This window comes from Spirosoma knui, from assembly GCF_054780635.1.
Map to the genome: position 1 here is coordinate 43946 of NZ_BAAGVY010000018.1, position 22970 is coordinate 66915.

The following is a 22970-nucleotide window of genomic DNA, read 5'->3' on the forward strand; positions in this document are numbered from 1 at the left end:
TACCAAAATTAAACGTCTTTGCGCCCGGAACTGTACGGGCGTTTGACTAGTCGGGCAGCAGGTTCGCGTACAGGGCAGGCAGCAGCGACAAGGCGTTAGCGGTTGTATGGCGCGCTACGTCGTCAAGGCTAATCTGTTTCAGATCAGCCACACGCTGGGCAATAAGCCGGAGATACGCCGACTCATTCCGCTTCCCCCGATGGGGTACCGGAGCCAGATAAGGCGCGTCGGTTTCCAGCACCAGGTGCTCCAGGCCAATCGAAGGCAAAACCTTATCCAGGCCGCCGTTTTTAAACGTACTAACGCCCCCAATACCCAGTTTGAAGCCGAGTTCAATGGCTCGCTCAGCCTCGTCAAGTGTGCCGACAAAACAATGGAAGATACCGGTCAGACCCGGTAGGGCCAGTTTCTCGATCAGATCAGCGGCTTCTGCGAAGGCGTTGCGGTCGTGACCCGAGCGCGTATGCATCGATACGGGTAGCTTCTGCTCGGCAGCCCAGCGAAGCTGTGTTTCAAAGGCCATAAACTGCTGATCCACAAAGGTCATGTCCCAGTAAAAGTCCAGGCCAATTTCCCCCACACCCAGAAACGCATGTCGATTTAAGGCATCTTCCACAGCAGCCAGTTCTTCGGCTACGGTTTCCGTTACGTAAGCGGGGTGCAAGCCCATCATAGGCAGGCAACGATCGGGATACTGCTCGGCAAGAGCCATCATACCCGCCACAGTTTCCTGGGCGCAGTTAGGCATCCAGATCTGACTAATTTGGTGGGCCTTGGCCCGACTGAGCATCGCATCCCGGTCCTCGTCGAACTGAGAATCGTAGATGTGCGCGTGTGTATCAATAAGTTGCATTCGGTTTAATGATCGGTATCGGATATCCCCGGGCTTATAAGGAAGACTACCTTACCGAAGGATTAGTTAGTACGTTCTGCCTTTCCACTCAACCTGGTTGTTTAACCAGTAAGAAACGAGCAGAAAAGGGCCGATAATGAGCTGGTACCCTTCATAAACTAACGTATACGGCCACAGCTTCGTTTGTCGGAACTTTATTAAGACGCCCACAATACCCAACGTTTGTCCCAGCAGTTTAAGCACATACAACCCTAATGCCAGTGCAGGGGATATCAGCGCCAGGGGTAGCAGCAACGGAATGGTCAGGTAATTCAGGTGCAATATGATAACCAGCCAGAGTGGTAGTTTCATGGCTCCCCGCATCCACCGTTTACGCTGGTTGATCAATTGGCGCAGAGTCTCGACCGGCTCCGTATACGCCAGCACGGATTCGCTGATGAGGTTCCGAAAGCCAAACCCTTTCTGCGTAATAGCCACAAACAGAGCGTGGTCTTCAGTTACCGAAAAGGGTAAAGACTCGTACCCACCTATGGCGTCGTAGGCCACCCGGCTGACGGCCATGTTGTTTCCCATAGCTGAAACGGGAATCGACAGGCGGCTTAGTATGTGGATGACCAGAATACTATAGAGCCAGTCAATGGCTTGCAACTTATCAAATGGGCGTAGGCCTCGGGTCGACGTAACGCCGGTGACAACGCCCATGTTGGGAAGAAAGTGTTGGTTCATTCCCCTAATCCAGGTCGGAAGTACCTGCGTATCAGCGTCGGTAAAAAACAGATACTCCCCCCGGGCTTCGTGGGCTAGCTGGGCCAGTACGTTGGCTTTGCCGGTTAACAAATTAAGGGGCTCGGTAATATCGAACAGCCGGAAGTTCGGCTTGTCAGCAATGAACTCAGCAACAAGGTCATGCGTACGATCCGTAGAATTGTCGTTGCCGACCAGTATGTCCATAGCCTCGGGCGGATAATCCAGTTGGGCAACGGCCCGCAGACAGGCCAGTATGTTTGCTTCTTCGTTGCGGGCGGCAATCAGAATACTAACAACAGGCGGGCGATTAGTAGCCAGCATAAACGGGTTGAGGAACGGCACGGAACGAATAATCGCGCTCCGAAAAATGGGCTAGCATTCGGGGGAGCACGTACCGTAGGGTTGGCCAGGCTTTTAAACTATCGTGAAATACGACAATGGAGCCAGGTTCGGTATATTGAATAGTTTTTCGCAGGCACAGGTCGGCCGGTAACTTGGGATCGAAATCGCCGGTCAGGACATCCCACATTACCACCGAATAATGTTCCATCACCTGAGCAACCTGGGTCTTTTTGATACGTCCGTATGGCGGCCGGAACAAAGCGGTATCAATGCCTAACTGCTGCTGGCATTTTTGCACATTTTCCAGATACAGTTCATCGTCCGTTTTCCAGCCGTTCAGGTGATTGTAGGTATGGTTACCAACCATGTGGCCCGCTTCGAGCACCTGATAGAGCACATCCCGATGCTTGCGTACGTTATCGCCAATGCAGAAAAACGTAGCCTGAGCCGCGTATTTATCCAGTTGTTCCAGCACAAACTCCGTTACGTCCGGAATTGGGCCATCGTCAAACGTCAGATAAATTGTCGGTTCGGCGTCATCTTCGATCTTCCACCAAAACTCTGGGTATACCGTTCGAAGCAAAAAGTTTGACTTATGTAGAAAGAAAGACAAAGCGAGTTACGAGTTATGACGTACCATTAACAAATCACCGGGTTAGGTCTACTGCGTGACCAGGTCAGGCTGATCAATCAGTTCAGCTTACGCCCTTTCCACGTGTAGCCTTTTCCCTGCGCGGCCAAGCCGAAGAATACGACGTAGAACGGATACAATAACTGTGTCAGTGGGATAAAGTTCACGGACGATTTTTTTTGTAAAAAAACAAGAACCTGACGTAAAAACAAAAACTCGGTAACAACCTTCAAGCCAACAACGATAAGAACCGCATTACCGTGTATCAGACCCAATCCCCACCCACCAACTGCTGCGACCGGCGCGGCATTACTTAAAAACACAAATACGGCCAGCAGCGAAGGCATCCAGCTCGAATAGGCCCGCCATTTACTGGCCCAGCGCTTCCGCTGGTTATAAAATGCCCGCCATGACCGGTGCGGCTGGGTTCGTACGATCGCATCCCGGCTTTTCAGGAACCGAACCCCGTCCCGATAGTGGGCGGCTACTTTGTGCATTAGAAATTCGTCATCGCCCGAAGCCAGTTGATCGACCCCGGCAAATCCGCCCACTTCCGTGAATACCTCCTTTACGTAACACAGGTTCGCTCCGTTGCACATCGTTGGCCGACCCAGCGCCAGCGTGCAGGCCCCCGATCCGATCAGGCTGGAAAATTCCACCGTTTGCAAGGAGTCAAAAACCGAGGTTTCGGTTGTAAACGTAACTGGCCCCGTGATCATTTTTGCGTTCGTTGCCCGATAGAAAGCCGCAAACGCCCGAATCCAGTCTGGCCCGACCCGGCAATCGCCATCGGTAGTAATAATCAATTCTCCCCTGGCCAGGGAAATGCTTTGGCTGATTGCCCGCTTCTTGGGCGACGCACTACGTTCATCCGTCAGGGGTAAAGGCCGAAGGGTATAGGGAACCCGGCTTACCTGCGCCTGGATTAAGGCCAGGGTGTTGTCCGTAGACGAATCGTCGGCCACGATAACCTCAAAGTTGGAATAGGTTTGTCGACTCAGATCAGCCAGCAACTGACCGATGTACTCGGCTTCGTTCCGTACCGGGATAATGACCGTGATAAACGGACCATTTATGACGTTCTCATCGGCCTTAACCAATGGCATCCGGAGCCACGTAACCCAGAGGAGTAGCGCGAACAAGGCGTAGAGACCGCTAATCACCACCAGAAAAATCGTCATTCGGCGGTTAGTTTAAGTTTCCAGACCCAGAACAACCCGGCCAGCACGGGGGTCAGCACATTCGCGAGCCAGAGCGTGAGTGTCGCTGTCAGCAGGATGGGAGCCGGTACAGCCGTAGGCGCAAATACCCACAACGCGGCCGCTTCCCGCACGCCCAGGTCGCTCAGCAGATTAAAGGCCGGAGTCAGCGTCTTGACCAGAAACACCAGTCCGATACCCGAGGCCGATACGTCGGCGGGCAGGTATACGCCAACCAGCCGCATGGACAGGTAAAACTGGGTAGAGAAAATCAGGTAGCGAAGCGCTGCGGCTCCGAGCGCTAAGCCAATTTCGACATCGGTGTACTGTGTTGCTACGTTCCAGTAGCGCGTGAACCGGCTCAGCGCCGAACGCCTTTCGAACCAGCGTAACAGCGGCCGACGAACCAGCGCGAACACGATGCCCAGGCCCGACAAACCCGCGAGTACGCCCAGCAGCCACCACCCGGCCGTGGTGTTTCGTTCCGGCGTCGTAACCAGGTGATGCGCCCAGGCAAGTGTTCCAAAGATTAACGCTACGTAAAACTGCATGCCACCCGATACCAGCGAGGCTCCGACGGCGGCTCCACGGTCGGCGCTTCGCAGCGACAGCACCCGGCCGGCTGTATCGCCTAACTGCGCCGGTAAAGCAAAGCCTAATGATACGCCGGCTAATACCCCTCGATAAGCGCTCCAGAACTGAGTCGTCTCAACGCGCTGGAGCAGAATATACCATTTGAGCGATTCGAATCCCCAGTTAACGGGAGTCAGCAGAAGCAGCGCACCTGCCCATAGTTCGGGATGGTCAACGGTTCGCATCTGCTGGCGTACGCTATGCCAATCGACCGGTTGCTGCCCGACAACGTAGCTGATGTAAGCGACGAGTCCGGCAAAAACGACGATTTTACCCCAAAACGCGATTTTTTTAGTTTGTTTACGCGACAAAACGTATGAGAAAACGTTACTTTGCAAAAAGCTTAAACGCCCAATCATGATTATCTCCCCCAAACCTGTCGTTACGTCCGAGAAAATAATTCTTGGTGTAGACCCCGGCACCCAGGTAGCCGGTTACGGCATTATCTCGGTCAGCGGAGGAGTTATGCGCATGATTCAGTACGGCGTTGTTCAACTGAGCAAATATAGCACCTACCAGCTGAAGCTTCAGAAACTTCACGAAACCATTATCCGGCTCATCGAGGAATACAAGCCCGACGAGATGGCCATTGAAGATCCTTTTTTTGGGAAGAACGTGCAGGCTATGCTCAAACTGGGCCGGGCGCAGGGTGTGGTGATGGCCGCAGCTTTGTCGCGCAATATTCCGATTGTTGAGTACGCGCCCCGGCGTATAAAGCAGTCCGTTACGGGCAATGGCAATGCGTCCAAAGATCAGGTGTCGCACATGGTGAGTCACCTGCTGAAAGAAGACCTGGATCCGCAGTTCTTCGACGCGACCGACGCCCTGGCCATTGCGGTATGTCACCACTTTCACGAAAACGCCCTGCCGACGGTTTCAAACAAAAAAACGAAGAAAGGAGCCTGGGGGGCCTTCGTGAGCGAGAACTCGGGCCGCGTGAGCGGGTAAGTCTCGCCAAATCTTCAATAGCCCCAAGTCACGTATCGTCGGCAACCCGCTTCTGGTTACCAATACCGCCCCTTATAACCTGTAGGTTAAGTTGTAACGGATACTGCCCCGGTAGCGGTAAATTAACACCATGCAGATGGAGGGAATCGGTGTGCCATCGTTCAAGGCCGGTTTCCAGTTCAACTGATTGGGCGTCCACTCGGGCATGTTTCGCATCGTTTGCTGAACGTAACCGGATACAGTAGCCGGTTTCGGCTCAACGCCTAACCCCGCATTCACCACTGACGTAACGTTGATGATCTGCCCAATCTCGTTGATGGTCAACGTAGCGGTGATGGTTCTGACCCGTTGGCTGTCAACTATAGCCTCGAATTTCTGCTTGAGATAGTTCGACAAATCACTGGTGTTACCGATAAACTGGGCGGGCTGATAAAATAGCTCGCACGCCTTGACGCTCCCGTCCGGGGTATAGCATTGGCTTTTTTTGAGGTGGCCGTGGCGATAATAATCCCGGCGTTTGATGGTCCCATCGGTATAGAAAACCATAAAGGGGCCGGTAAGCAGATCATCTTTATAGTCACAGGTTAGATACACCTGTCCTGTCAGATACATAATCTTCGTCGGCCCGTACCGGACAATTCGACTCAGGCTGTCGAGTTGGAAGCCATTCGACAGCGTTTTTGGTAAAATGGTGTACGTATCGAGTCGGTAGAGCGTACCGTTTTTAAGCAGCGTCCGAACGGTAAAATACTGATTTCGTCGGCCGAAGTAGTTGATCTCCTGGTCATAATCCAGGTACTCTCGCCGAATAGCAGACTTTGATCCGGCAGTTGTCAAACCAGATTGTGCCAATGCGGGTTGACAGATCAGAACGCAGCACACGAAGAGATAAAGCGCAGGCATACAATGTCCGGTTCAAAGCAGCTACCCGGAATAAACCGCGCAGTTGACTTTATTCAGCCAATATACACAATGGCCTTTTTCCAGAAAACGATTCATTTACCGGCTTATCCACGGGGCTTTCATTTAATCACGCGCGTGATCGAGCGAGAATTTACCGATCTCCAGCAAATACGTATCGGCTTGCTGCATGTGTTTATTCAGCATACCTCCGCCAGCCTCACCATTAACGAGAACGCTGACCCTACCGTGCGGGGCGACTTCGAGCGTTACTTTAACAAGACGGTGCCCGAAAACGCGCCCTATTACCAGCACGATTATGAAGGATCAGATGACATGCCCGCGCACCTGAAAGCGGCTATGCTCGGCCACTCGGTCAGCATTCCGATTACGGGCGGACGACTAAATCTAGGCACCTGGCAAGGTATTTATCTGGGCGAACACCGGAACCAGGGCGGTTCCCGAACGCTGGTACTGACGGCCTGGGGTGAGTGAATTTCCGGCTGTTACGATCCCCTTCGGGTATACATTGAACAGCCGGAAATTCGGTGGGTAGCGTTAACCTTAATACGTTTCGTAGTCGAAGCGCAGGGTCTCAACCGTGTTGCCGCTCACCTGGGTGATCCGGCTGGTTGGTAGATTGCTGCTGTTATAGGTGTAGGTATACGTTCTGGTCCCGTCGGAAAGCACATTGTTCTGGCTTAGATTGAGCAGGTTATCAATGCCTCCATAGTACGTGTAGTACGGGCCAAATGAACCCGAAACGGGTGAAGGGGCAAATGCCCCCGGTGCCGGAATAATGAATGTTCCGTAGAACGGGTTTATCTTGTCGTCGTAGGTATAGGTCGTATTTGTCGTTCGAACGAAAACGGGTACGTTAGGGCCACCCCCGCGCCCTACCCTGAATTCCTCCGTAGCAAACGTTACGTTATTTCCCGTAAAGGTTAAAGCCCCACCGCCACTGGACGTCAGACCGCTCACCCCTATTGATTTGTTGTAAAACGACACCTGGTTAGCGGCCGAATAGCTGGGTCGTATACTGAATGTCGATGGCATGTGACCTAAAAAAGATACCTGACCAGCCGCGTTGTATTCAAAAGTGTAGCTCTCCGAATACGTTCCTCGTCTGACCAACGTGCGCTGGGCCTTCGTAAGCCGATTCTGGCCATCATACTCATACACCGTATTTTCTACCGGCGCTACGCTGCTATCGGGCAGTTGATAGCCAACAATTAGGCTCAGCCGGCCCTGGCCATCGTAGCGGAAGGCACTAACTCTGGTCGGGGCGTTGGGATTTTCCTGCGTGATAGTTTTGACGCGAAGTCGCTGCGAGGTTGAACCGGGCGGCACGGTGGACATCCGGTGATCAGTACAGGACAGCAGCCAGCTGACTGCTAATAAACAAACAACAGAACGGAGCATACAGGCGTAGATCATGATACATGTGCGTTAATTAAGCATAGTTATTCTATACTTAATGCAATTTTATCAAGAAACGCTAGCCTATCATAATTACGCAACGAGTATATACGTCTGTGATTTATTTATCGGCAACAATTTTCCATATACAGTTTAACGCCCTCATTGTGAGTTTACTAATACAAACAAGATGTTTACACAGTCGACTTTTTACACTCAACGTAACAGCCGCCACACTTCATCGACGCTCGTAACGGGCAACTGACACGCCCGGTTGTAACAGACATAGACCGTCGTTTGTCCGTTGATGGCATTACGTTGCTGAAGCAGCGGGATACTGTCCCGATTGGCTTCGGTTGTATCCGTCGTCCCACATAACACTTTGTTGGGGTAAAATTCCGCGTCGATCTGCGCCCGGAACTGCTCGGCTTCGGGACCAACAATAGCTATTTCAGCCGTGGGGCGGGTCCGTATGGCAAACACGGCCGCCCAGTTGGTGAGGTAATCGGCGTTTTGCTGCACCAGTGGCTGTATTCGCCCCAGCATTCGATCGGCTCGTTCGGCGTAGTCGGGTCGTTCCAGCAACAAGCTTAGCGCATACAGATTTTCGGCCATCATCGAGTTGGATGCCGGTATTACGTTATCAAACAATTCCTTGCGTCGGGCAATCAGCTCTTCGCTGTTTTTGTCGGTAAAGAAAAGCATTGGATCGGTACCGTTTTCCGAATCGACATTATCGACAAAATTGGTGAGTACGTACTGCATCAGTTGATCGGCTTCGTGTAGCCAGCTTTCGGTGAACGTGGCCTGATACAGTGCCAGCAAGCCATCGATCACGGCCGCGTAATCGTCCAGAAAACCGGCCTGTTTGGCTCTCCCCTGCCCGCCGGGGGTAGTTTTATACGTGTGCCAAAGCCGACCGTTACGGCTGTCCCGCATTTTTTTCAGCAGAAAAAACGCATTGCGCAAGGCCAGCGTCAGAAATTCGGGTTCGCCAAACACACGGTAAGCCGTAGCCAATCCTTTTAGCATCAGTCCATTCCAGGAGCACAGAATTTTATCGTCCAGGCCCGGCCGGATCCGTTCATTACGTACGCGCATCAGGCGGGTATGCGTAGCATCCAGCCGAACGTTCAGATCAGCCAGTGTCCAGCCCATCCGTTCGATAAACGATTCGTCGCTCTCGGTCCGGTGCAGAATATTACGGCCGTGCTCCCAGTTGGCGGGGGCCTCTCCCTCACCCCCGGCCCCTCTCCCCAAGGGAGAGGGGAGCGACCCGGATTTATTACTCCCCTCACTCTCGGGGAGAGGGGCCGGGGGTGAGGGCAAATGATACAGCTTGGCGAACCAGTCGTAATCATCACCCAGTATCTCCTGCAACTCCCGCGTAGTGAAGGTATAAAACTTGCCTTCTACGCCCTCGCTGTCAGCATCGAGGGCCGAATAGAAGCCACCTTCCGAACTTAGCAATTCACGCTGCGCAAACGCAATGGTCTGGTAAACAACGTGCTTATACAACGGGCTTTTGGTGAGACTATAAGCTTCGGCGTACAAAGTCAACAGTTGGCCGTTGTCGTAGAGCATCTTCTCGAAGTGGGGCGCGAACCAGTCGGCATCGGTCGAATAACGGGCAAAGCCCCCTCCCAGCTGGTCGTAAATACCACCCAGGGCCATACGGTCGAGCGTTAACGTTACCTGATGCAGGGCAGCCTCATTACCCGTAGTGTCGTAGTAACGGAGCAGGAACCGCCAGATGCTGGGCATCGGAAACTTGGGCGCCCGGCGCATACCACCTTTATCATCATCCGCTTTTACGGCGACTTTTCGGTATAGTACATCCAGCGTTTCGGGCGCAAACAACGGGTCGTTCTGGGTCAGGCCATACCGCTCGGTGTCGGTCAGATTCAATTCAATGGCGAACCCTTCCGCCGATTTTGCCAGATCGTCGCGGTGTTCGGTAAATGCGTCCCGGACGCTGCTGAGCAGGTTGATCCAGTTGGCCTTAGGCAGGTACGTAACGCCATAGAAGGGCTTGGCATCCGGCATTAGAAAGACGTTTAACGGCCAGCCACCCTGCACGCCCATCGCCTGAACGGCTTCCATATAAATCGTATCGACATCCGGTCGTTCTTCCCGGTCGACTTTAATGCAAACAAAATGCTCGTTCATGACCCGCGCTACGTCTTCTTTCTCGAACGATTCGCGCTCCATGACGTGGCACCAGTGGCAGGCCGAGTAGCCAATACTGACCAGAATTGGCTTATCTTCGGTGATGGCCTTTGTCAGCGCTTCTTCTCCCCACGGATACCAGTCGACAGGATTTTCGGCATGCTGGAGTAGATAGGGACTGGTTTCGTAAATCAGTTGATTAGGCATACGCTCGCTACGTGTCGATGGTTGTTTTGCGGCCGGTTAGCCGCTGTAGACCCGAATGGATCAGTTATGGATAACAATTTTTTTGGTTTGCTGCCCCGTGTCGGTACGAATACGCAGCCAGTAAATTCCGGGGGCCAGGTTAGCCGTGTTCAGCACTTCCTTAACACTGTTAACCTCCTTTTTTAACCTGATTTGGCCTTGTATGTTCAGAAGCGTCAGTTCGGTTTCGCGACCCGGCAGACGCTGAAACTCGACGGTAATAGCCGTTGTAGCAGGGTTCGGATACACCGTAACATCACCTAGCACCGGCTCGACAGCCGTTACGGCGCTCATATCGAAGCGGCATAAATACACCTCCCGGCCAGTCAGTTCAATGACCTGTTGCCATGCTTTATAACGTACCGTAACCGTTGTTTTCTGGGTTTCGCTGGCGTACGGATTTTGGGCCGCAATTAGAATGTTGTTGTTTTTGACGACACCCCGCCAAACGGGCAGTTGCTTGTCCATCAGATCACGGGCGGGCGTTTCGATCACCAGCTCGTGGGGTCCCTGAAACATATCGGCAAAGCGCGAAAGCCGGTATAAGCCATGCGTAAAGTGCTCGTAAGCAGTATACACATCCGTGCGGCTCCGGTCCAGTCCAGGCTCTTCCCATAACCACAAGCCAGCGGCTCCGGAAAAAAACGGGAAGATCGCGGTAGCCTCGGCCATGAACGGTTGAATGAACGTCGGATAGCTGCTCGACGAGTTGTGGTAACGCAGCCAAACCCAGGGAACCACCGGCTTGCTGCTCCACGCCCGGTTTACTTCAACCTGAAACAGCAGGTAGGCCAGGTAATCCCTCGCCAGCGGATTCGGATAATCATAGAAGTAGTAAGCCGAGGGCGACAAGACGTCTAACTGCTCATAGTACGGTCCTCCAACCCTCCGCTCGGTTGAATCTTTGACCAGATAATTAACCTGAGCCAGATTCGTAGTCCAGTCAGACCAGGAGTAGGTTGGTACGTTCAGATACGTATTCAGCACGGGCGTATCGGCATAGCTGCTGATCGTTATACCGGTCAGGTCAGCCCGCTGGCGGATATACTGCAGCCCTTCGGCGTACAGATTCCGAATGGCTTTTTTGTAAGCCGCAATAAAATCGGCATCCGGCAGTCGACGGTACGTATCAGGCACCTGCGCATCCTGCTTCAGCCGTAGGATGCGGCTGTCAGTTTCCTGAATTCGCTCAATATCGAGCACCAGTCGACTGCGTTGGAGAACGTACTGGCCCGCTGCATTTTTCTGCCCACCCGACACTTCGCGCAGAAACTGCTCCCATTTAGCCCGGTACGCCGTCAGGTCGTTCGCCCAGGGACTCTCGATTGTCTCCCAGGGCTGATTTAACCCCGTAGCGAAGCCGTAATACACTAAAGCTAATTGTGCTGGTTTAACCAGTGTGCCAAATTCGCTGTCTTTAACTTCCGCTAGATGGCTAAAGCCGTGTTTGAGCGGGCTGGCCTGCACATCGTCAAAGCGAGGCCCGTTGTAGATAACCGGGAACGGCAGGCTGAACTCCGGAAATTTATTCCACTCGATGCGGTTCGGCTGGCTAACGGGCGTGAACGTCAGCCGGTCAGCGCACTGCTGCTGAGCGACTCCCGACCAACCATTCGCTAGTATAAACACGAGCAAGCACACCCAGAAAATGCCAGAATGAACCCTCATTACTTATTTTTTGGCCAAAGTTAAGTGATCGACAACATAAGAAAATGCACCTTTCGTTTTTGCTGACTGTCCTAAGACAGATAGCGAAAGTGTCATTTTCGTCTGTTTCTGGCAATTATTTCGACAGTAATGGTTTAGTACTGTTTACGACGGCTATGCAATCACGACACTCCTTGACTCCTCGCGTTCTGAGTCAAACTGGTTGTGCTAATAATTAACTTTTTTCTATCATGGACAGTGAGTGGACTTTTGCGCATCATAGCGAATAAAGAAGTTTATCCACGTTAAGCGAGCCAGTCGGAAGACCACCGGCGTCAACACCACAATTAAGCTGATCAAGACAATTAAGAATTGAGTCAGGTCCCAGTTTAGCATGACTTCAAACAGGATAAAACAACCCACGATCAAGGCAGTATAATAGGCATAACTCACGTACAGAGCCCCGGTGTAGTAGCCCGGCTCTCGCTCAAAGCGTTCATCGCAACAGCTACAGCGCAGGTTCATCTGGTCAAATTGCCTAAGGTTATAGGGATTATCAACGGCAAAGAATTTCCCCCGCTGACAACGAGGACAGGTGTTAAGAAGAATGCTATAGAGTTTAGTGCCTTTGCCCAAGGTAATCATGAGACGGAGCCGTCTAGAGTCATAGTATGATGAACTAAGCCCTTAGACGAGTTAGTGTGTTATGATTACTATTAAACTAGCCCCGTTGTTTGCTCCTGTCAAGCGTGGATAATACGGGGAACACATCTTGTCTCGGCTGCACACCGATCTGCTTATAGCCATTTGAGAGAAGTTATTTTTTGAGCCCGATGGGTATTTTATTTCGCTGGCCATTCCGTCTGGACTGATATGCAACCGGCGAAGTGACCATTACTTAAACTTCCGTGGTCGAATTTGCAGGTGTGGTAATTTCTAAAAAGGGCGTGGGTGCAGGTTATTTTTTCTAATAACGTCTTCGGTTCTGGGCAGAAAAACCGTCCTCAAATTTTGCTCGGCTTCCGCTTGTACCTGTTCTATAAACGGACGAAAGTTAGTATGATACGCTAAAAAGGCGTTCCCAACATTACCGTTCTGCTCGTACAAGGCACCGGCCATGGCTGCTGCTCCACTTATCGCCAGAGAGCCACCCATACCCGCAGCCGGAGACGCACAATAGGCGGCATCGCCGACTAAGGCCACACGACCTTTCGTCCAGGATGGCATTTTGATTTGATAAAATTCGACAAAGTAAAAATTATCCGATCGTTGCATTTCCTCCAGCAGCTCGGCAGTTCGCCAGCTTTGTCCGGCAAACTGCTCTAGAATCAGCTGTCTTTGCTGCTCCTTGTTGCGATAATCGTATGGAATTTCGGTATCTGAAACAAAACTGAAAATAATATCCGTCTTATTGTTGTACGCGTTGAGTGCAATTGACTTGCCAGGTAGTCTGTACATCTGCATGCTCTTTGGTTTGATCAGCAGTTTATTCAAAATGGTAAGTGAGCCATAGGCCTGCAAAAAATGAGCGTAGGCAGCCTCCTCACCAAACCAAAGCTTTCGTACCCCCGAATGGATACCATCGCAGCCAATCACCAGCTGAAAAGAGCGTTGTGGGCCATTTTTGAAATTGACGACGATTACCTCATCGGTCTCACAAAGGGCCGTGATGTTGTCGCTGAATAGGAACGTTACGTCGTTTTGCAAACTCTGAAACAGAATATCAATAAAGGCATGCCGTTCGATCTCGATTTCGTCAGAAGCTCCGTCCTCCAGTTGAATCGAGCCTTCCGTCACATCGTCAGCATTCTTGAACTCTACCAAATCAACGTGTAAGCGGTGTTGTTTCAATTGGTCATACAGGCCCATGCGTTTCACTACGTCAATGGCATCGCCCTTTACATCAACGGCGGCTCCATTGATGCGGGGTTCGCTGGCTAGTTCAACAACCGTTACGGTATACCCGAGCCGATTCATCCACCAGGCGGTGCAAAGTCCGGCTATGCTTGCCCCAGAAATGAGCACCTCTTTTCCTTTTACTGCGTCCATTGTGTTAACGATTTTTGATGACACAAAGGAACTCAGCCTAACAGGGGCCCGAAATGACAAGTCAAAGTAAGTATTGGACTAATCGCGGTTTTTAATTCGGAAGGCCAAAGCCGTCATGCCCGTTGTTTTGGTAAAGAGCCGCGAAAAATATGGATAATCGTCGTACCCTAATCCGGCGGCAATTTCTTTTACCGATTGATCGGAGTGATAAAGCAACCGCTTAGCTTCCAGAATGATACGTTGCTGAATGTGATGCGAAACTGAACGACCAGTCGTTTTTTTAACGCACTCATTCAGGTAAGCAGTCGATACGTTTAGTTGCTGGGCGTATCCTGCCGGGCGTTTGATGGTCGTATAGTTACGTTCCAGTAGGTGTCTGAACGCTTTGGTCACCAGGTCAAACCGAGAAAATTTATCGGGTGATTTCGCTTGTTCTAAATAGGCTGAAAGAACCAAAGCAACCAACGTATTACAAGCATCTTTCAACAACGAGTGGCTTAGTCGGTTGCTTCTGCGTTCCGACAACTTCAGGCAAAGTGAGGAGGCTTCGGCTAGTAAGTCGAATGTTTCGGGCGATAGCGACAAAGGTTCTGTAGGAACAAGGTCTTCCAGTAATTTCAGATACTCAGGGTTCAGATTTTCATTCGTAATGGCCAAACTAACAACGGTTACCTGCTCAAACGCAGTTGTACGGTGTACCTGATCAGGGTGAATGTAGATGACTGACGAGGGCTTTATTATAAACTGCTGAAAATCGATGTCAATATGAACGGTTCCTTTTTCGAGCAGGTGAAATGTATGAGTGTTGTGCCGATGTACTTGCCGATCTTCTCCAACGGTATCAGATTTATCCGAGGGGGGTAGATGCTGGAAAGCTATTTTTTCTATAGCCATTCCAGCATCCAGATCGTCAGTCATGGTATTGACCGGTATGGATTTTATTTGTTTAGCCACTAGTTTTAGTCTCAGTACAGAGAATCACAGGCTTCTATGCCCCTGGAAGAACTCGCAGGAATACGTAGCTGCTGATCCAATTATCAACTGTAAAGTGAAAGTGTATCTGAAAGCTACCTTAGGTCTTGCCTTTTTAGGAGTTGGCTTCAGGATCAGCTGGATGTAGCCAGGCTATTTGCTGATGAGAATCGTGTGCCTGCCCTAAAATATCTTTATATAACTCAGGCCGCCGGGCATTTCGATAGCGGTGGCCCCCAGCCTGGGATAGCTTCTCAGGCGTGCAAGTCGTTACGACTACCTCATCATCTAACTGACGACATTCAGCTAAAATATCTCCGAATGGGTCAATGATCATCGAGCAGCCGTTCTTAAGTTGGTCGTCATCCAGGCCGATTGGATTCGAAAACACTACGTACATTCCATTGTCGTAGGCACGGGCAGGTAACCATTTCATCAACCAGGCCCGGCCTTTCAAGCCATCAAACTCCAGCCGTAGTGAGGTCGGATCATTCTCCCGGTTGTACCACAGCTTAGGATCAGCGAAACCCGCACCCGGTCGGGATGAAGGCGTCATCATCGTTACGTGCGGCATGAACAGAATATCGGCCCCCAGTAACGTAGTGGCTCGTACGTTCTCAATAATGTTGTTATCGTAGCAAACCAGAATCCCGCATTTCCAGCCAAACAAGTCAAACACGACGTATTCGTCGCCGGGTAGCAAGTGTGGATTAATAAAGGGATGCAGCTTGCGATACTTGGCGACTAACCCATGCTTATCCACACAGACATGGGCCTTAAAGAGTCTATCTTGCTCGTCTTTCTCGAATAAACCGGCCAGAATAACAAGGTCATACTCCCGCGCTATTTGAATCAAAGCTTGTAGACTGGGGCCTTCAGGAATCCGTTCGGCGAGCGATACGAGTTGCTCTCTCGAAAGGTGACGGGCAAACGTATACCCCGTAACGGAGCATTCGTGAAAAGCGATGACTTGGGCCCCCAGCCCGGCGGCTTGGGCGGCTAACTGACGAATTTTAGCCAGGTTATAGGCTTTGTCTCCACTGGCGTTTTCGAACTGAGCGGTTGCGATACGAATCGGTTGCATACGGATTTTCTGTTGATGAGCCAAAACTAGCAGGTCATCAGCGGAGCGAATTGTACAAAACCGACAAATTGGCAAACAACGGCCTAAGCAGGAAGTGGCATCAGATTGACGGCCAGCCGCGCTGGACTAGTGTCATATTGTTTCGGCGTTACACCGGCCAGTTGGGTAAACTCCCGGATGAAATGAGCCTGATCGTAATAACCGGCCGCATAAGCCAACTCGGTTAGACTCAAAGCGGGTTGCTGCCGCTGAATTTTAAGGCAATGCTGTAGCCGTATAATTCGGGAGAATTGTTTGGGTCCAATACCCATAACCTGCACAAAACGCCGTTCCAGACTGCGTTCGGTGGTGGCTAGCTGCTGGAGTAACTGCCCAATCGGCAATTGCCCATTGGTTTGCTGAATCCGCTGAACCGCCATCTGCAACAACGATTCATCCGGGGAAGGAACTAGCTTGCGCTTCCGCAAAAAGTCTTCGATAAAACTGATTCGCTCCGATAGGGTGAAACAATCCAACAACTGTGCTTGTAAGGCACTGGCAGACGGCCCGAATAGATGTTCTAAACGGACTTGCAAGTTGGTTGTTTCCTGACCCGGCACCCCCGAAATAGTGTGTAGCCCCCAGGGCTGAAAGACGACGATCAATAAACCAATTGTTTTTCCCGCCTTTAGGTCATGGTACTGATTGGCGTGTCCATAAACAAAGTCGACCAGGGCGTTCGTTGCGGCCTGCTGACGTTTGTGTTCAAGGAGCGGATCGGCATACGAGAAGACTAAACCAGGATTGCCATCGGGAAAAAAGCGATAGATGCCTTCACTAGCCGCCTGATGATCAATGATCAGGTAGTGCTTCACCAGACGGCAAAGGTCAGCAGAAGGAGCTATTTGCATAAGCTTACTAGCTAAACGCCTGTTATGTTATTACGTTACAAGTCGCATCATTCGTCAACAGTCTACACCTGCTTCAGCAACCAATCGAGGGGGATATTGGGGCTAAAATTGACTCAGCTACACGGCTTACTACTAGAAAGTCTTAATTCTTCATATAGGGGTCAAGTCATACGGCTCTGGTTGAACCAGCTAAGTGCTTTAGCCTCATGCCTGAGGACCCAATCTGCCTTCTCTTGATTATAGGCCAGCGAATCGAAGGGATGAAGTTTAGCCGCACGAAGTTTTTCTTCCTGGTAAGCTTGCGCTACGGTCGGGTGAGATCTTAAATAATCACGAAACGCTACATGCCGGTCTATGTCAACCGACGTACTCGGAAAAATATGAAGGTGGACGGCTGAGGTTCCCGATGGACCAGGTAAGATGCAGAATCGTCGCTGGGAAATGCCATGTTCTCCGTACCATTCGTACCCAAACCCCTCAAGAATTGGGCGCTGTTGATCCAACAAGTCCAATTGATTAACAATAGGCATCAAATCAATAATTGGCTTAGCCGCCAGGCCCGGTATCGCCGTTGAGCCGATGTGTTCGACGGTCAATAGATTTGAGCGTAGCGCTTCCGACAATCGACCCGTTTCCCATTGAGCCCGTTTTGGCCAGTCAGGATTATACGGTTCGATCGTGACGGGATGAATTGGCATAGATTTCAAGTTTAGTCTCCTGAACTACCTAGTTGGTCGGGGCCGACGTATTAAGTCATCGATTCGAAAGGCAATTGACATTCAAATTGCTAGTCAGCTCTTTGTAAATTCCTTATATAAAGCGAGGCTTATTAGGGCCGGAATCTACATTCAGACCCGAATAGAGCCATCTCCGTTAACGACAACCGGGTACGTCAGCTAACTTATAATAAATGGTAAGCCCCAGTTCTTTCGCTAACCGTACGTCTTCATCGGCCCCTTTTGATTCACCAGGCAAACGTAAGATGGCATCGCAACGAGCAATAAGTCTTTGGGCAACTGGATACAGAATTTCTTCCCACGCTTCGTCGCCTGGTCGTTGGCCACCCGCTAAACGTAGCAATGGTAGAGCTACCCACTCACCAATCATAGGTGTATGCCCTGCTCGAAATAAAGTTAACGTAACGGACTCCAGCTTACGAAGGTTTTCTGCCATCAAGGCAGGATCGTCATTGGTTCCAGACCGGTAAGGACCAGCGACTAGAATAAGTAATGATTCCATTGTCTGCAAATTAGTAATGTGTATGGTTTGACTGGAGCTTGCTTCTGTTTTGCATCGTAGGTGCGCAAGCCGGTTATACCGCTGGATTGAATAGCGTGAGCCTTAAATACGTTTATCTCCAATCCATATACGTTTTTTGGTTAATAGTTCTCGTAGTTATTGGCTAATGCTTCGCAGTTTTGTGTGTTCCTCTAGATACTGCTCCACGGCCTTACTGTTTCTAGGGTCAATGGCCCTGGTCTTTAAGGCATTGATGACTGTTGAGGTTGGCTCAACCAGAATAATCTTCACATCCACCTTGCTGTTGGTCAAATGGTCTGGTTTCGCTACGTCAGTCACGAACTGCCCTCTTAGAATGACCTGATCCTTTAACGTAGTGGCGGTGAACTCAACGGGCCAGGTCTTATGGGTTTGGGGATCAACGTAGGCAATCCCCTGAAACGTAGTTAACGTCCAGCTCTCGGGATAAATAGTGTTTCGTAAAAATACCATCACCAGGCCGTTCTCAACAATCTGGTTGTAGTTAGCGGTCAAAAACGTTTTAACACCCAGGTAGGTGTAGCGCGTAGCGACCGAATCGTAGCTAGTATAGCTCCCCGGCGCTGTTAACGAAACCTGTTGAGCTGAGTAGATGAGCTGTACGCATTTACTGACCCTGGCGTACCTGGCACCCCCGGCTTACCGTTAGGGCCTTGCGGCCCCTGACTGCCAATATCTCCTTTAGGGCCCTGAGGCCACGGTGTTTCCGTTCGCTGACAGGCCATCAGCGTTAGAAAAATGAAAGAAAAAAGGAGTAGGTAAGCTTGACTTGTTTTCATGACTCGTTCATTAGCCGATCCAGTTAACCGGTTAACTGAAGCGGTGAGTAACAAAAGAAATGAATTCGAAACGTGCACGTTTACCGGCTTTTGTAAGGTGCTTTTTGACAGATTGGCCAATGTAGAATGAGCTTTAATCCGCGATGCTAGTTACGGGCTGATCAAACCAACAGTAAATTCCGATTGGCCTGGGCGATATGCCGTTCGGTATGAGCGACCAAAAATTGCAGTACATCACCGACAGGCAAGTGCATCCAGGGAGCCACCGATACCGGTATGTGAACGTCGTTTACATCTACATCCGCTGCTTGTCTCAGCAGTAAAAGCAGTTGCTCCTGCTGGTCAATAAACTCAGCGACTACCTTATGAGCCAGCAAAGCTCCGGTGGGTTGATGTCGTTTCACGGCTTTGAACTTTCTCTTTCCCGTTCCAGGATCCATCAACCGGGTCAAAAAGGTACCTAACCAGAAGCTTTTAAAGTGATTGGTTGGCGGCTTGTTTTGTTGAGTGATCAAGCCTTTTGTTAAATGGGGCAAGTAATAGTGTCCGTAGCTGTTTACATGCTCTAAACATTGAACGATACTCCAGCCACCGCTCTGAGATGGTTTGCTAAGAATAACCTCGTCCATATTCTGAAAACACTCAACAGCCCGCTGAATATACCCCTCCACCTGATGTTCCAGCGCCAATAGCCAGGCCGCTTTGTCAGTGGACTTCATGATAAAGTTTTTCCGGAGAAACGGTCGCTTTTCGAGTGACCCACAACAGCGTCAGCGCCAGCACGAAGAAACCACTTTCAATCAGCAGCCATTGTCGGCCAAACGCGCCCAGAGGCCCCTCTGAAAATACTGTAATGGTCCTCGACAGGGCATAAAACCCCCACAATAAGCTTAGAAAGACTAATCCCTTGCGAAAATCCTGTAGCATCAGATAGAGCAGGCTGATGAATAAGGTAAGCCCTACTCCACCGTAGACCCCTCGGATTGAGCTAAAAGCGTCGGTGTTGTTGAGCTGTACCCGCACCAGGTCCATCACCGATTGAGGATTGGAAAAAGCCATGATACTGACCGACAACAGAGCAAGAGCGGATAAGAGGATAAACCCCTGGGCAGCCCGTTTAAAAATGGTTTGTGTTTGCATGTTCTTGATTGTTTATTACGGCACAAAATTGCGCCCCCGCCACCAACCAAGTGTTGGTATTTACCAAGATTTCAGGTCTTAATGGTATTAATGAGCTTACTGAAATTAGTTGGGTCAACTCCAATGTAGTTGGCCAGATATTTATGGGGAACTAGCTGTAAGATATGAGGACTGCGCCGGAGCAGTTTGGTGAATTTATCGGCCGAGGAGTAGCATTGCAGTTCCACTACCCGTTCCAGTACGCCCGATAGGGCTCCGGTAATTCCCAGCCGAACCATGGTTTCTACCGCCGGGTTACGGTTCATAACCGCATTGAGGTCCCCAAACGAGGCACGCAAAAAACGCGAAGGTGTTAGCGTTTCGTAATAATACCGGGAAGGTTGTTGCAACATAAACGAATCAAGGACGCCCCCGAACGATGGTTCATAGGAAAAGACCAGGGTCGCTTCCCGATTTTGCTCATCGAAATAATAAACGCGTTGCACCCCCTCCAGCACAAAATACAAATGGGTTTCGGACTCCCCTGCCACCGTTAGCATCTGCTTTCGTCTGGCGGAGAAGGGTCGCCAAATATGGGCGAACTCAATCCATTCCGGCTCGGGGAGCGCGTGGATTGACTCGGTGAGGTGCTTTAAACGGAGTAACGATTCGGGCATACCTGGTAGAAGTGAAACCTTATTAATTCGACGAGTCAGCCTGAACTGCTCACTCTCCTTTACGTCATTAATGTATGACCTTGCAATGGCCCAACAAAACCGATTTAACCAGCGATTGATGGTCGGCCGTCTATTCCCGCTTTAGTTAAAAGCATACCGCCCTGAGCAGGAAACAGCCTTTCGGCCAGCAGATGAGTTATTCTTTAAAGGACTTCATTGCGTCACTTTATATGTACTTCGATCATCTGGATAGGTTTGCTACCCGTATTGATCGGCTCGTGTGTGACAGGAGCAGACCGGTAATAGACACTATCCGTAATGGCGGTCAGGTGCGTTGTGGTTCCATCGGCATTGTTGACGACAACGCTTCCCCCGGCTAAGATCACATCCACGTGGGGGTACTGATGCGTGTGTCTACCCGGGGCTTGATCACCCGGTATCAACGTGTAGTCAATAACCTGTACCCGTTCATTATTAATCAGCGTTTTACGTCTACTTTTAGATTGCTTCGTTGGGCTATGGCTTGGCGTCTGAGGGGAAGCTTCACTAGTGGCCTTAGTAAAAATATAGACGAGGAAGATACCGACAAGTAATCCGGTAATAAAGGCAATAGTTTTATTCATAATAATAAGGATTAGTGGCCAATGGAAACGGGCTACCTCTCATGGACCAGCCAACAACTCGTCTAGCTGCTTGAATCCTAGGCGTTATTTAATCAGTTGGATCAGGTCTTCATCGGCTTCCTTTAAATAGAAAGCAATAAAGGTTAGGGGGTGCTGGGATGAGTCATTGTCAAAGTGCAGGATCACCTTGTCTTTAGGCTCATAGAAGGCTTCCCCCTGCTGGATGATTCGTTTCTCTTCTCCTTCGATCTGGAGCAACACGCGTCCGGAGGCAACGTAGCCCACTACTGAGCAGGGATGACTGTGCTTGGGAGCCGCTTGACCTGCAGGTATAGTCACTTCTTTTATTTCAATCTGAGACACAAATTGCCTGGTCAGCAAAACATGCAGTAATTCTTTTCAAGAGGGTTGAGTTTGAGCCATACTTGCCGAGTAAGTCATCAAAAAAAGGAGAGAGCTGATGAATGATTGATGTGCGTTCATGGCTCAAAAGTAGGCGGCTAGGTATGTGCTTTCCCTTGATGTAGATCAAGACTTTTCAACCGGGATAAGGTTTCAGGCCGTACGTTTAGAAAGGAGGCAATCAGATACTGAGGAAATTGTTGTTCAATATGGGGATACGTAGCTACCAGATTGGCGTAACGCTGGGCTGCCGTATCCGTCAGTAAGGAAGTTGTTTTCTGACATTTTCGAATAAATAGCACTTCACTGATGTATTTGAAAACCTTTACCCAGTCGAGCGACTGGTCTAGGGCACAATAGGTTTGATAAGAAATTGCGTACAGTGTCGACGGGCTATAAGCCTGAATACTACCCGGTGATGGACACCTGGTCAGAAAACTTCGATAAGAGGCAACAAATGAATCGGCCAAAAAGAAGTCGTCAACGGATTCATCGCCTGTATCTGATTGCATAGAGGAAAACAGGCTGCCTTCTTTTACCAACCCAATGCAGTTACATACTTGTCCCTGTTTGACAAAATACCCCTGTTTAGGCAGGTTAATGATTTCGACACGGCTTAGAAAGTCAGCCATGAACCCTGGTGATAGGTTTAGCTGTTGGGTGAGTTTCTCAATAATATTTATAGTGTGCCGTGTTGACGATTGCTCCATTATGGTTCGGTTAAAAATACAAGTATGAATCGTTTACGGGGTGAAAACCATTCTGTCTGCATTCATTAAGTTAATCTAGTATCTGAGTACAAAGCAACTTTTCTAGTAGTGTGGTTTAATTTGGTCAGGCCTAAATGGGGTTGTAACAGCGTACATACCAACCTCTTAAAACGACAATAAAGAAACAAGCTATCTGCAAACTACAAATTCCAAATCCGGATTTAACCCAGTTCGGTGCGTTAATTGGCGAATGGAAAGCAGGTAGTGACGATGCGACGAGCGGAAGATTTCGTGAAAGTATCAGGTCTTTGTTGATGATAACGTAATGATATGGCGTAAGGTAACCCAGGCTGCCTTGCTAGCTATCCCATTTTTCACAAGTAAAGAAATGAGAGAAACAGGGATCGAGTGAATAAATTGACAATACAACAAGAATTTAAGGTGAATTCCAGACAGCTAGATAACCCTTCAGTCGGATTTGTTTTTTGTACTTATCTTGCAGCACCCGATAGATTTCGTACCGAAAATCGCAACCTATTGATTCCTAGCCGCATAAATATCATCACTTGTTTTTTGATTAAATCTCAAAGAATTTTGCCCGAGACGATACAGCCTGGCCGGATTGATCGGTAAACGATTCGCTGGTTTCTGTT

25 protein-coding genes are annotated in these 22970 nt (G+C 50.0%); 2 read left to right on the forward strand and 23 right to left on the reverse strand.

The window, feature by feature from the left end; genetic code table 11:
* Positions 1-46 precede the first annotated feature (46 nt).
* The 5 genes from ACYVIY_RS26245 to ACYVIY_RS26265 all read right to left on the reverse strand — a co-directional run bounded on the left by ACYVIY_RS26245 (position 47) and on the right by ACYVIY_RS26265 (position 4764).
* Positions 47-853 carry a TatD family hydrolase gene (locus tag ACYVIY_RS26245; protein WP_460979531.1) on the reverse strand — a complete coding sequence of 269 codons (807 nt, stop codon included), beginning with the start codon at positions 851-853 and terminating at the stop codon, positions 47-49.
* A gap of 66 nt (positions 854-919) precedes the next feature.
* Complete coding sequence (locus ACYVIY_RS26250) at positions 920-1921, reverse strand: glycosyltransferase (RefSeq protein ID WP_460979532.1); 1002 nt, start codon at positions 1919-1921, stop codon at positions 920-922.
* Positions 1908-2555 (reverse strand): polysaccharide deacetylase family protein, encoded by a 648-nt coding sequence (locus ACYVIY_RS26255; RefSeq protein WP_460979533.1) that lies wholly within the window; start codon positions 2553-2555, stop codon positions 1908-1910. The genes ACYVIY_RS26250 and ACYVIY_RS26255 overlap by 14 nt, the downstream gene beginning before the upstream one ends.
* Before the next feature lie 77 nt (positions 2556-2632).
* Positions 2633-3754, reverse strand: a complete 1122-nt coding sequence (locus ACYVIY_RS26260; RefSeq protein ID WP_460979534.1) for a glycosyltransferase — start codon at positions 3752-3754, stop codon at positions 2633-2635.
* Entirely contained in the window at positions 3751-4764 is a 1014-nt protein-coding gene (locus ACYVIY_RS26265; RefSeq protein ID WP_460979535.1) for a lysylphosphatidylglycerol synthase domain-containing protein, read from the reverse strand. Before ACYVIY_RS26265 ends, ACYVIY_RS26260 begins: the two co-directional genes overlap by 4 nt.
* On the opposite strand from ACYVIY_RS26265, the gene ruvC reads away from it, so the two are divergent.
* On the forward strand, positions 4763-5353 hold the full coding sequence (ruvC, locus tag ACYVIY_RS26270; protein WP_460979536.1) for a crossover junction endodeoxyribonuclease RuvC: 591 nt from the start codon (positions 4763-4765) through the stop codon (positions 5351-5353). The genes ACYVIY_RS26265 and ruvC overlap by 2 nt on opposite strands.
* Before the next feature lie 72 nt (positions 5354-5425).
* On the opposite strand, the gene ACYVIY_RS26275 is transcribed toward ruvC, so the two are convergent.
* A complete protein-coding gene (locus tag ACYVIY_RS26275; RefSeq protein ID WP_460979538.1) occupies positions 5426-6256 on the reverse strand; it encodes a toxin-antitoxin system YwqK family antitoxin in 831 nt (276 codons plus the stop codon).
* Between the two features lie 69 nt (positions 6257-6325).
* On the opposite strand from ACYVIY_RS26275, the gene ACYVIY_RS26280 reads away from it, so the two are divergent.
* A complete protein-coding gene (locus ACYVIY_RS26280; RefSeq protein WP_460979540.1) occupies positions 6326-6748 on the forward strand; it encodes a secondary thiamine-phosphate synthase enzyme YjbQ in 423 nt (140 codons plus the stop codon).
* A 69-nt stretch (positions 6749-6817) separates the two neighbouring features.
* On the opposite strand, the gene ACYVIY_RS26285 is transcribed toward ACYVIY_RS26280, so the two are convergent.
* The 17 genes from ACYVIY_RS26285 to ACYVIY_RS26365 all read right to left on the reverse strand — a co-directional run bounded on the left by ACYVIY_RS26285 (position 6818) and on the right by ACYVIY_RS26365 (position 22239).
* Positions 6818-7675: a hypothetical protein gene (locus ACYVIY_RS26285; protein WP_460979541.1), complete on the reverse strand. Its 858-nt coding sequence runs from the start codon at positions 7673-7675 to the stop codon at positions 6818-6820.
* A gap of 213 nt (positions 7676-7888) precedes the next feature.
* A complete protein-coding gene (locus ACYVIY_RS26290; RefSeq protein ID WP_460979542.1) occupies positions 7889-10048 on the reverse strand; it encodes a thioredoxin domain-containing protein in 2160 nt (719 codons plus the stop codon).
* Positions 10049-10108: 60 nt separating this feature from the next.
* Positions 10109-11755, reverse strand: coding sequence for a T9SS type A sorting domain-containing protein (locus tag ACYVIY_RS26295; RefSeq protein WP_460979543.1), 1647 nt, complete (start codon positions 11753-11755; stop codon positions 10109-10111).
* 228 nt (positions 11756-11983) lie between these two features.
* A complete protein-coding gene (locus ACYVIY_RS26300) occupies positions 11984-12379 on the reverse strand; it encodes a DUF983 domain-containing protein (RefSeq protein ID WP_460979544.1) in 396 nt (131 codons plus the stop codon).
* A 291-nt stretch (positions 12380-12670) separates the two neighbouring features.
* Positions 12671-13783 (reverse strand): FAD-dependent monooxygenase, encoded by a 1113-nt coding sequence (locus tag ACYVIY_RS26305; RefSeq protein ID WP_460979545.1) that lies wholly within the window; start codon positions 13781-13783, stop codon positions 12671-12673.
* A gap of 78 nt (positions 13784-13861) precedes the next feature.
* Entirely contained in the window at positions 13862-14701 is an 840-nt protein-coding gene (locus ACYVIY_RS26310) for an AraC family transcriptional regulator (protein ID WP_460979547.1), read from the reverse strand.
* A gap of 169 nt (positions 14702-14870) precedes the next feature.
* The gene (locus tag ACYVIY_RS26315) at positions 14871-15839 is read right to left on the reverse strand and encodes a nitrilase family protein (protein ID WP_460979549.1); all 969 of its coding nucleotides are present in this window, start codon (positions 15837-15839) and stop codon (positions 14871-14873) included.
* 83 nt (positions 15840-15922) lie between these two features.
* Positions 15923-16729, reverse strand: coding sequence for an AraC family transcriptional regulator (locus ACYVIY_RS26320; RefSeq protein ID WP_460979550.1), 807 nt, complete (start codon positions 16727-16729; stop codon positions 15923-15925).
* Positions 16730-16890: 161 nt separating this feature from the next.
* Positions 16891-17427 carry a GrpB family protein gene (locus tag ACYVIY_RS26325; RefSeq protein ID WP_460979551.1) on the reverse strand — a complete coding sequence of 179 codons (537 nt, stop codon included), beginning with the start codon at positions 17425-17427 and terminating at the stop codon, positions 16891-16893.
* Between the two features lie 175 nt (positions 17428-17602).
* Complete coding sequence (locus ACYVIY_RS26330) at positions 17603-17968, reverse strand: DUF4406 domain-containing protein (protein WP_460979552.1); 366 nt, start codon at positions 17966-17968, stop codon at positions 17603-17605.
* A 156-nt stretch (positions 17969-18124) separates the two neighbouring features.
* Positions 18125-18502 (reverse strand): hypothetical protein, encoded by a 378-nt coding sequence (locus ACYVIY_RS26335; protein ID WP_460979553.1) that lies wholly within the window; start codon positions 18500-18502, stop codon positions 18125-18127.
* 445 nt (positions 18503-18947) lie between these two features.
* Positions 18948-19505, reverse strand: coding sequence for a DinB family protein (locus ACYVIY_RS26340; RefSeq protein WP_460979554.1), 558 nt, complete (start codon positions 19503-19505; stop codon positions 18948-18950).
* On the reverse strand, positions 19492-19926 hold the full coding sequence (locus ACYVIY_RS26345; protein ID WP_460979556.1) for a DUF4345 domain-containing protein: 435 nt from the start codon (positions 19924-19926) through the stop codon (positions 19492-19494). Before ACYVIY_RS26345 ends, ACYVIY_RS26340 begins: the two co-directional genes overlap by 14 nt.
* Before the next feature lie 71 nt (positions 19927-19997).
* Positions 19998-20582, reverse strand: a complete 585-nt coding sequence (locus ACYVIY_RS26350; protein ID WP_460979557.1) for a Crp/Fnr family transcriptional regulator — start codon at positions 20580-20582, stop codon at positions 19998-20000.
* A gap of 221 nt (positions 20583-20803) precedes the next feature.
* Positions 20804-21205 (reverse strand): cupin domain-containing protein, encoded by a 402-nt coding sequence (locus tag ACYVIY_RS26355; protein ID WP_460979558.1) that lies wholly within the window; start codon positions 21203-21205, stop codon positions 20804-20806.
* Positions 21206-21289: 84 nt separating this feature from the next.
* Positions 21290-21544: a cupin domain-containing protein gene (locus tag ACYVIY_RS26360; protein WP_460979559.1), complete on the reverse strand. Its 255-nt coding sequence runs from the start codon at positions 21542-21544 to the stop codon at positions 21290-21292.
* A 161-nt stretch (positions 21545-21705) separates the two neighbouring features.
* On the reverse strand, positions 21706-22239 hold the full coding sequence (locus ACYVIY_RS26365) for a Crp/Fnr family transcriptional regulator (RefSeq protein ID WP_460979560.1): 534 nt from the start codon (positions 22237-22239) through the stop codon (positions 21706-21708).
* Positions 22240-22970 lie beyond the last annotated feature (731 nt).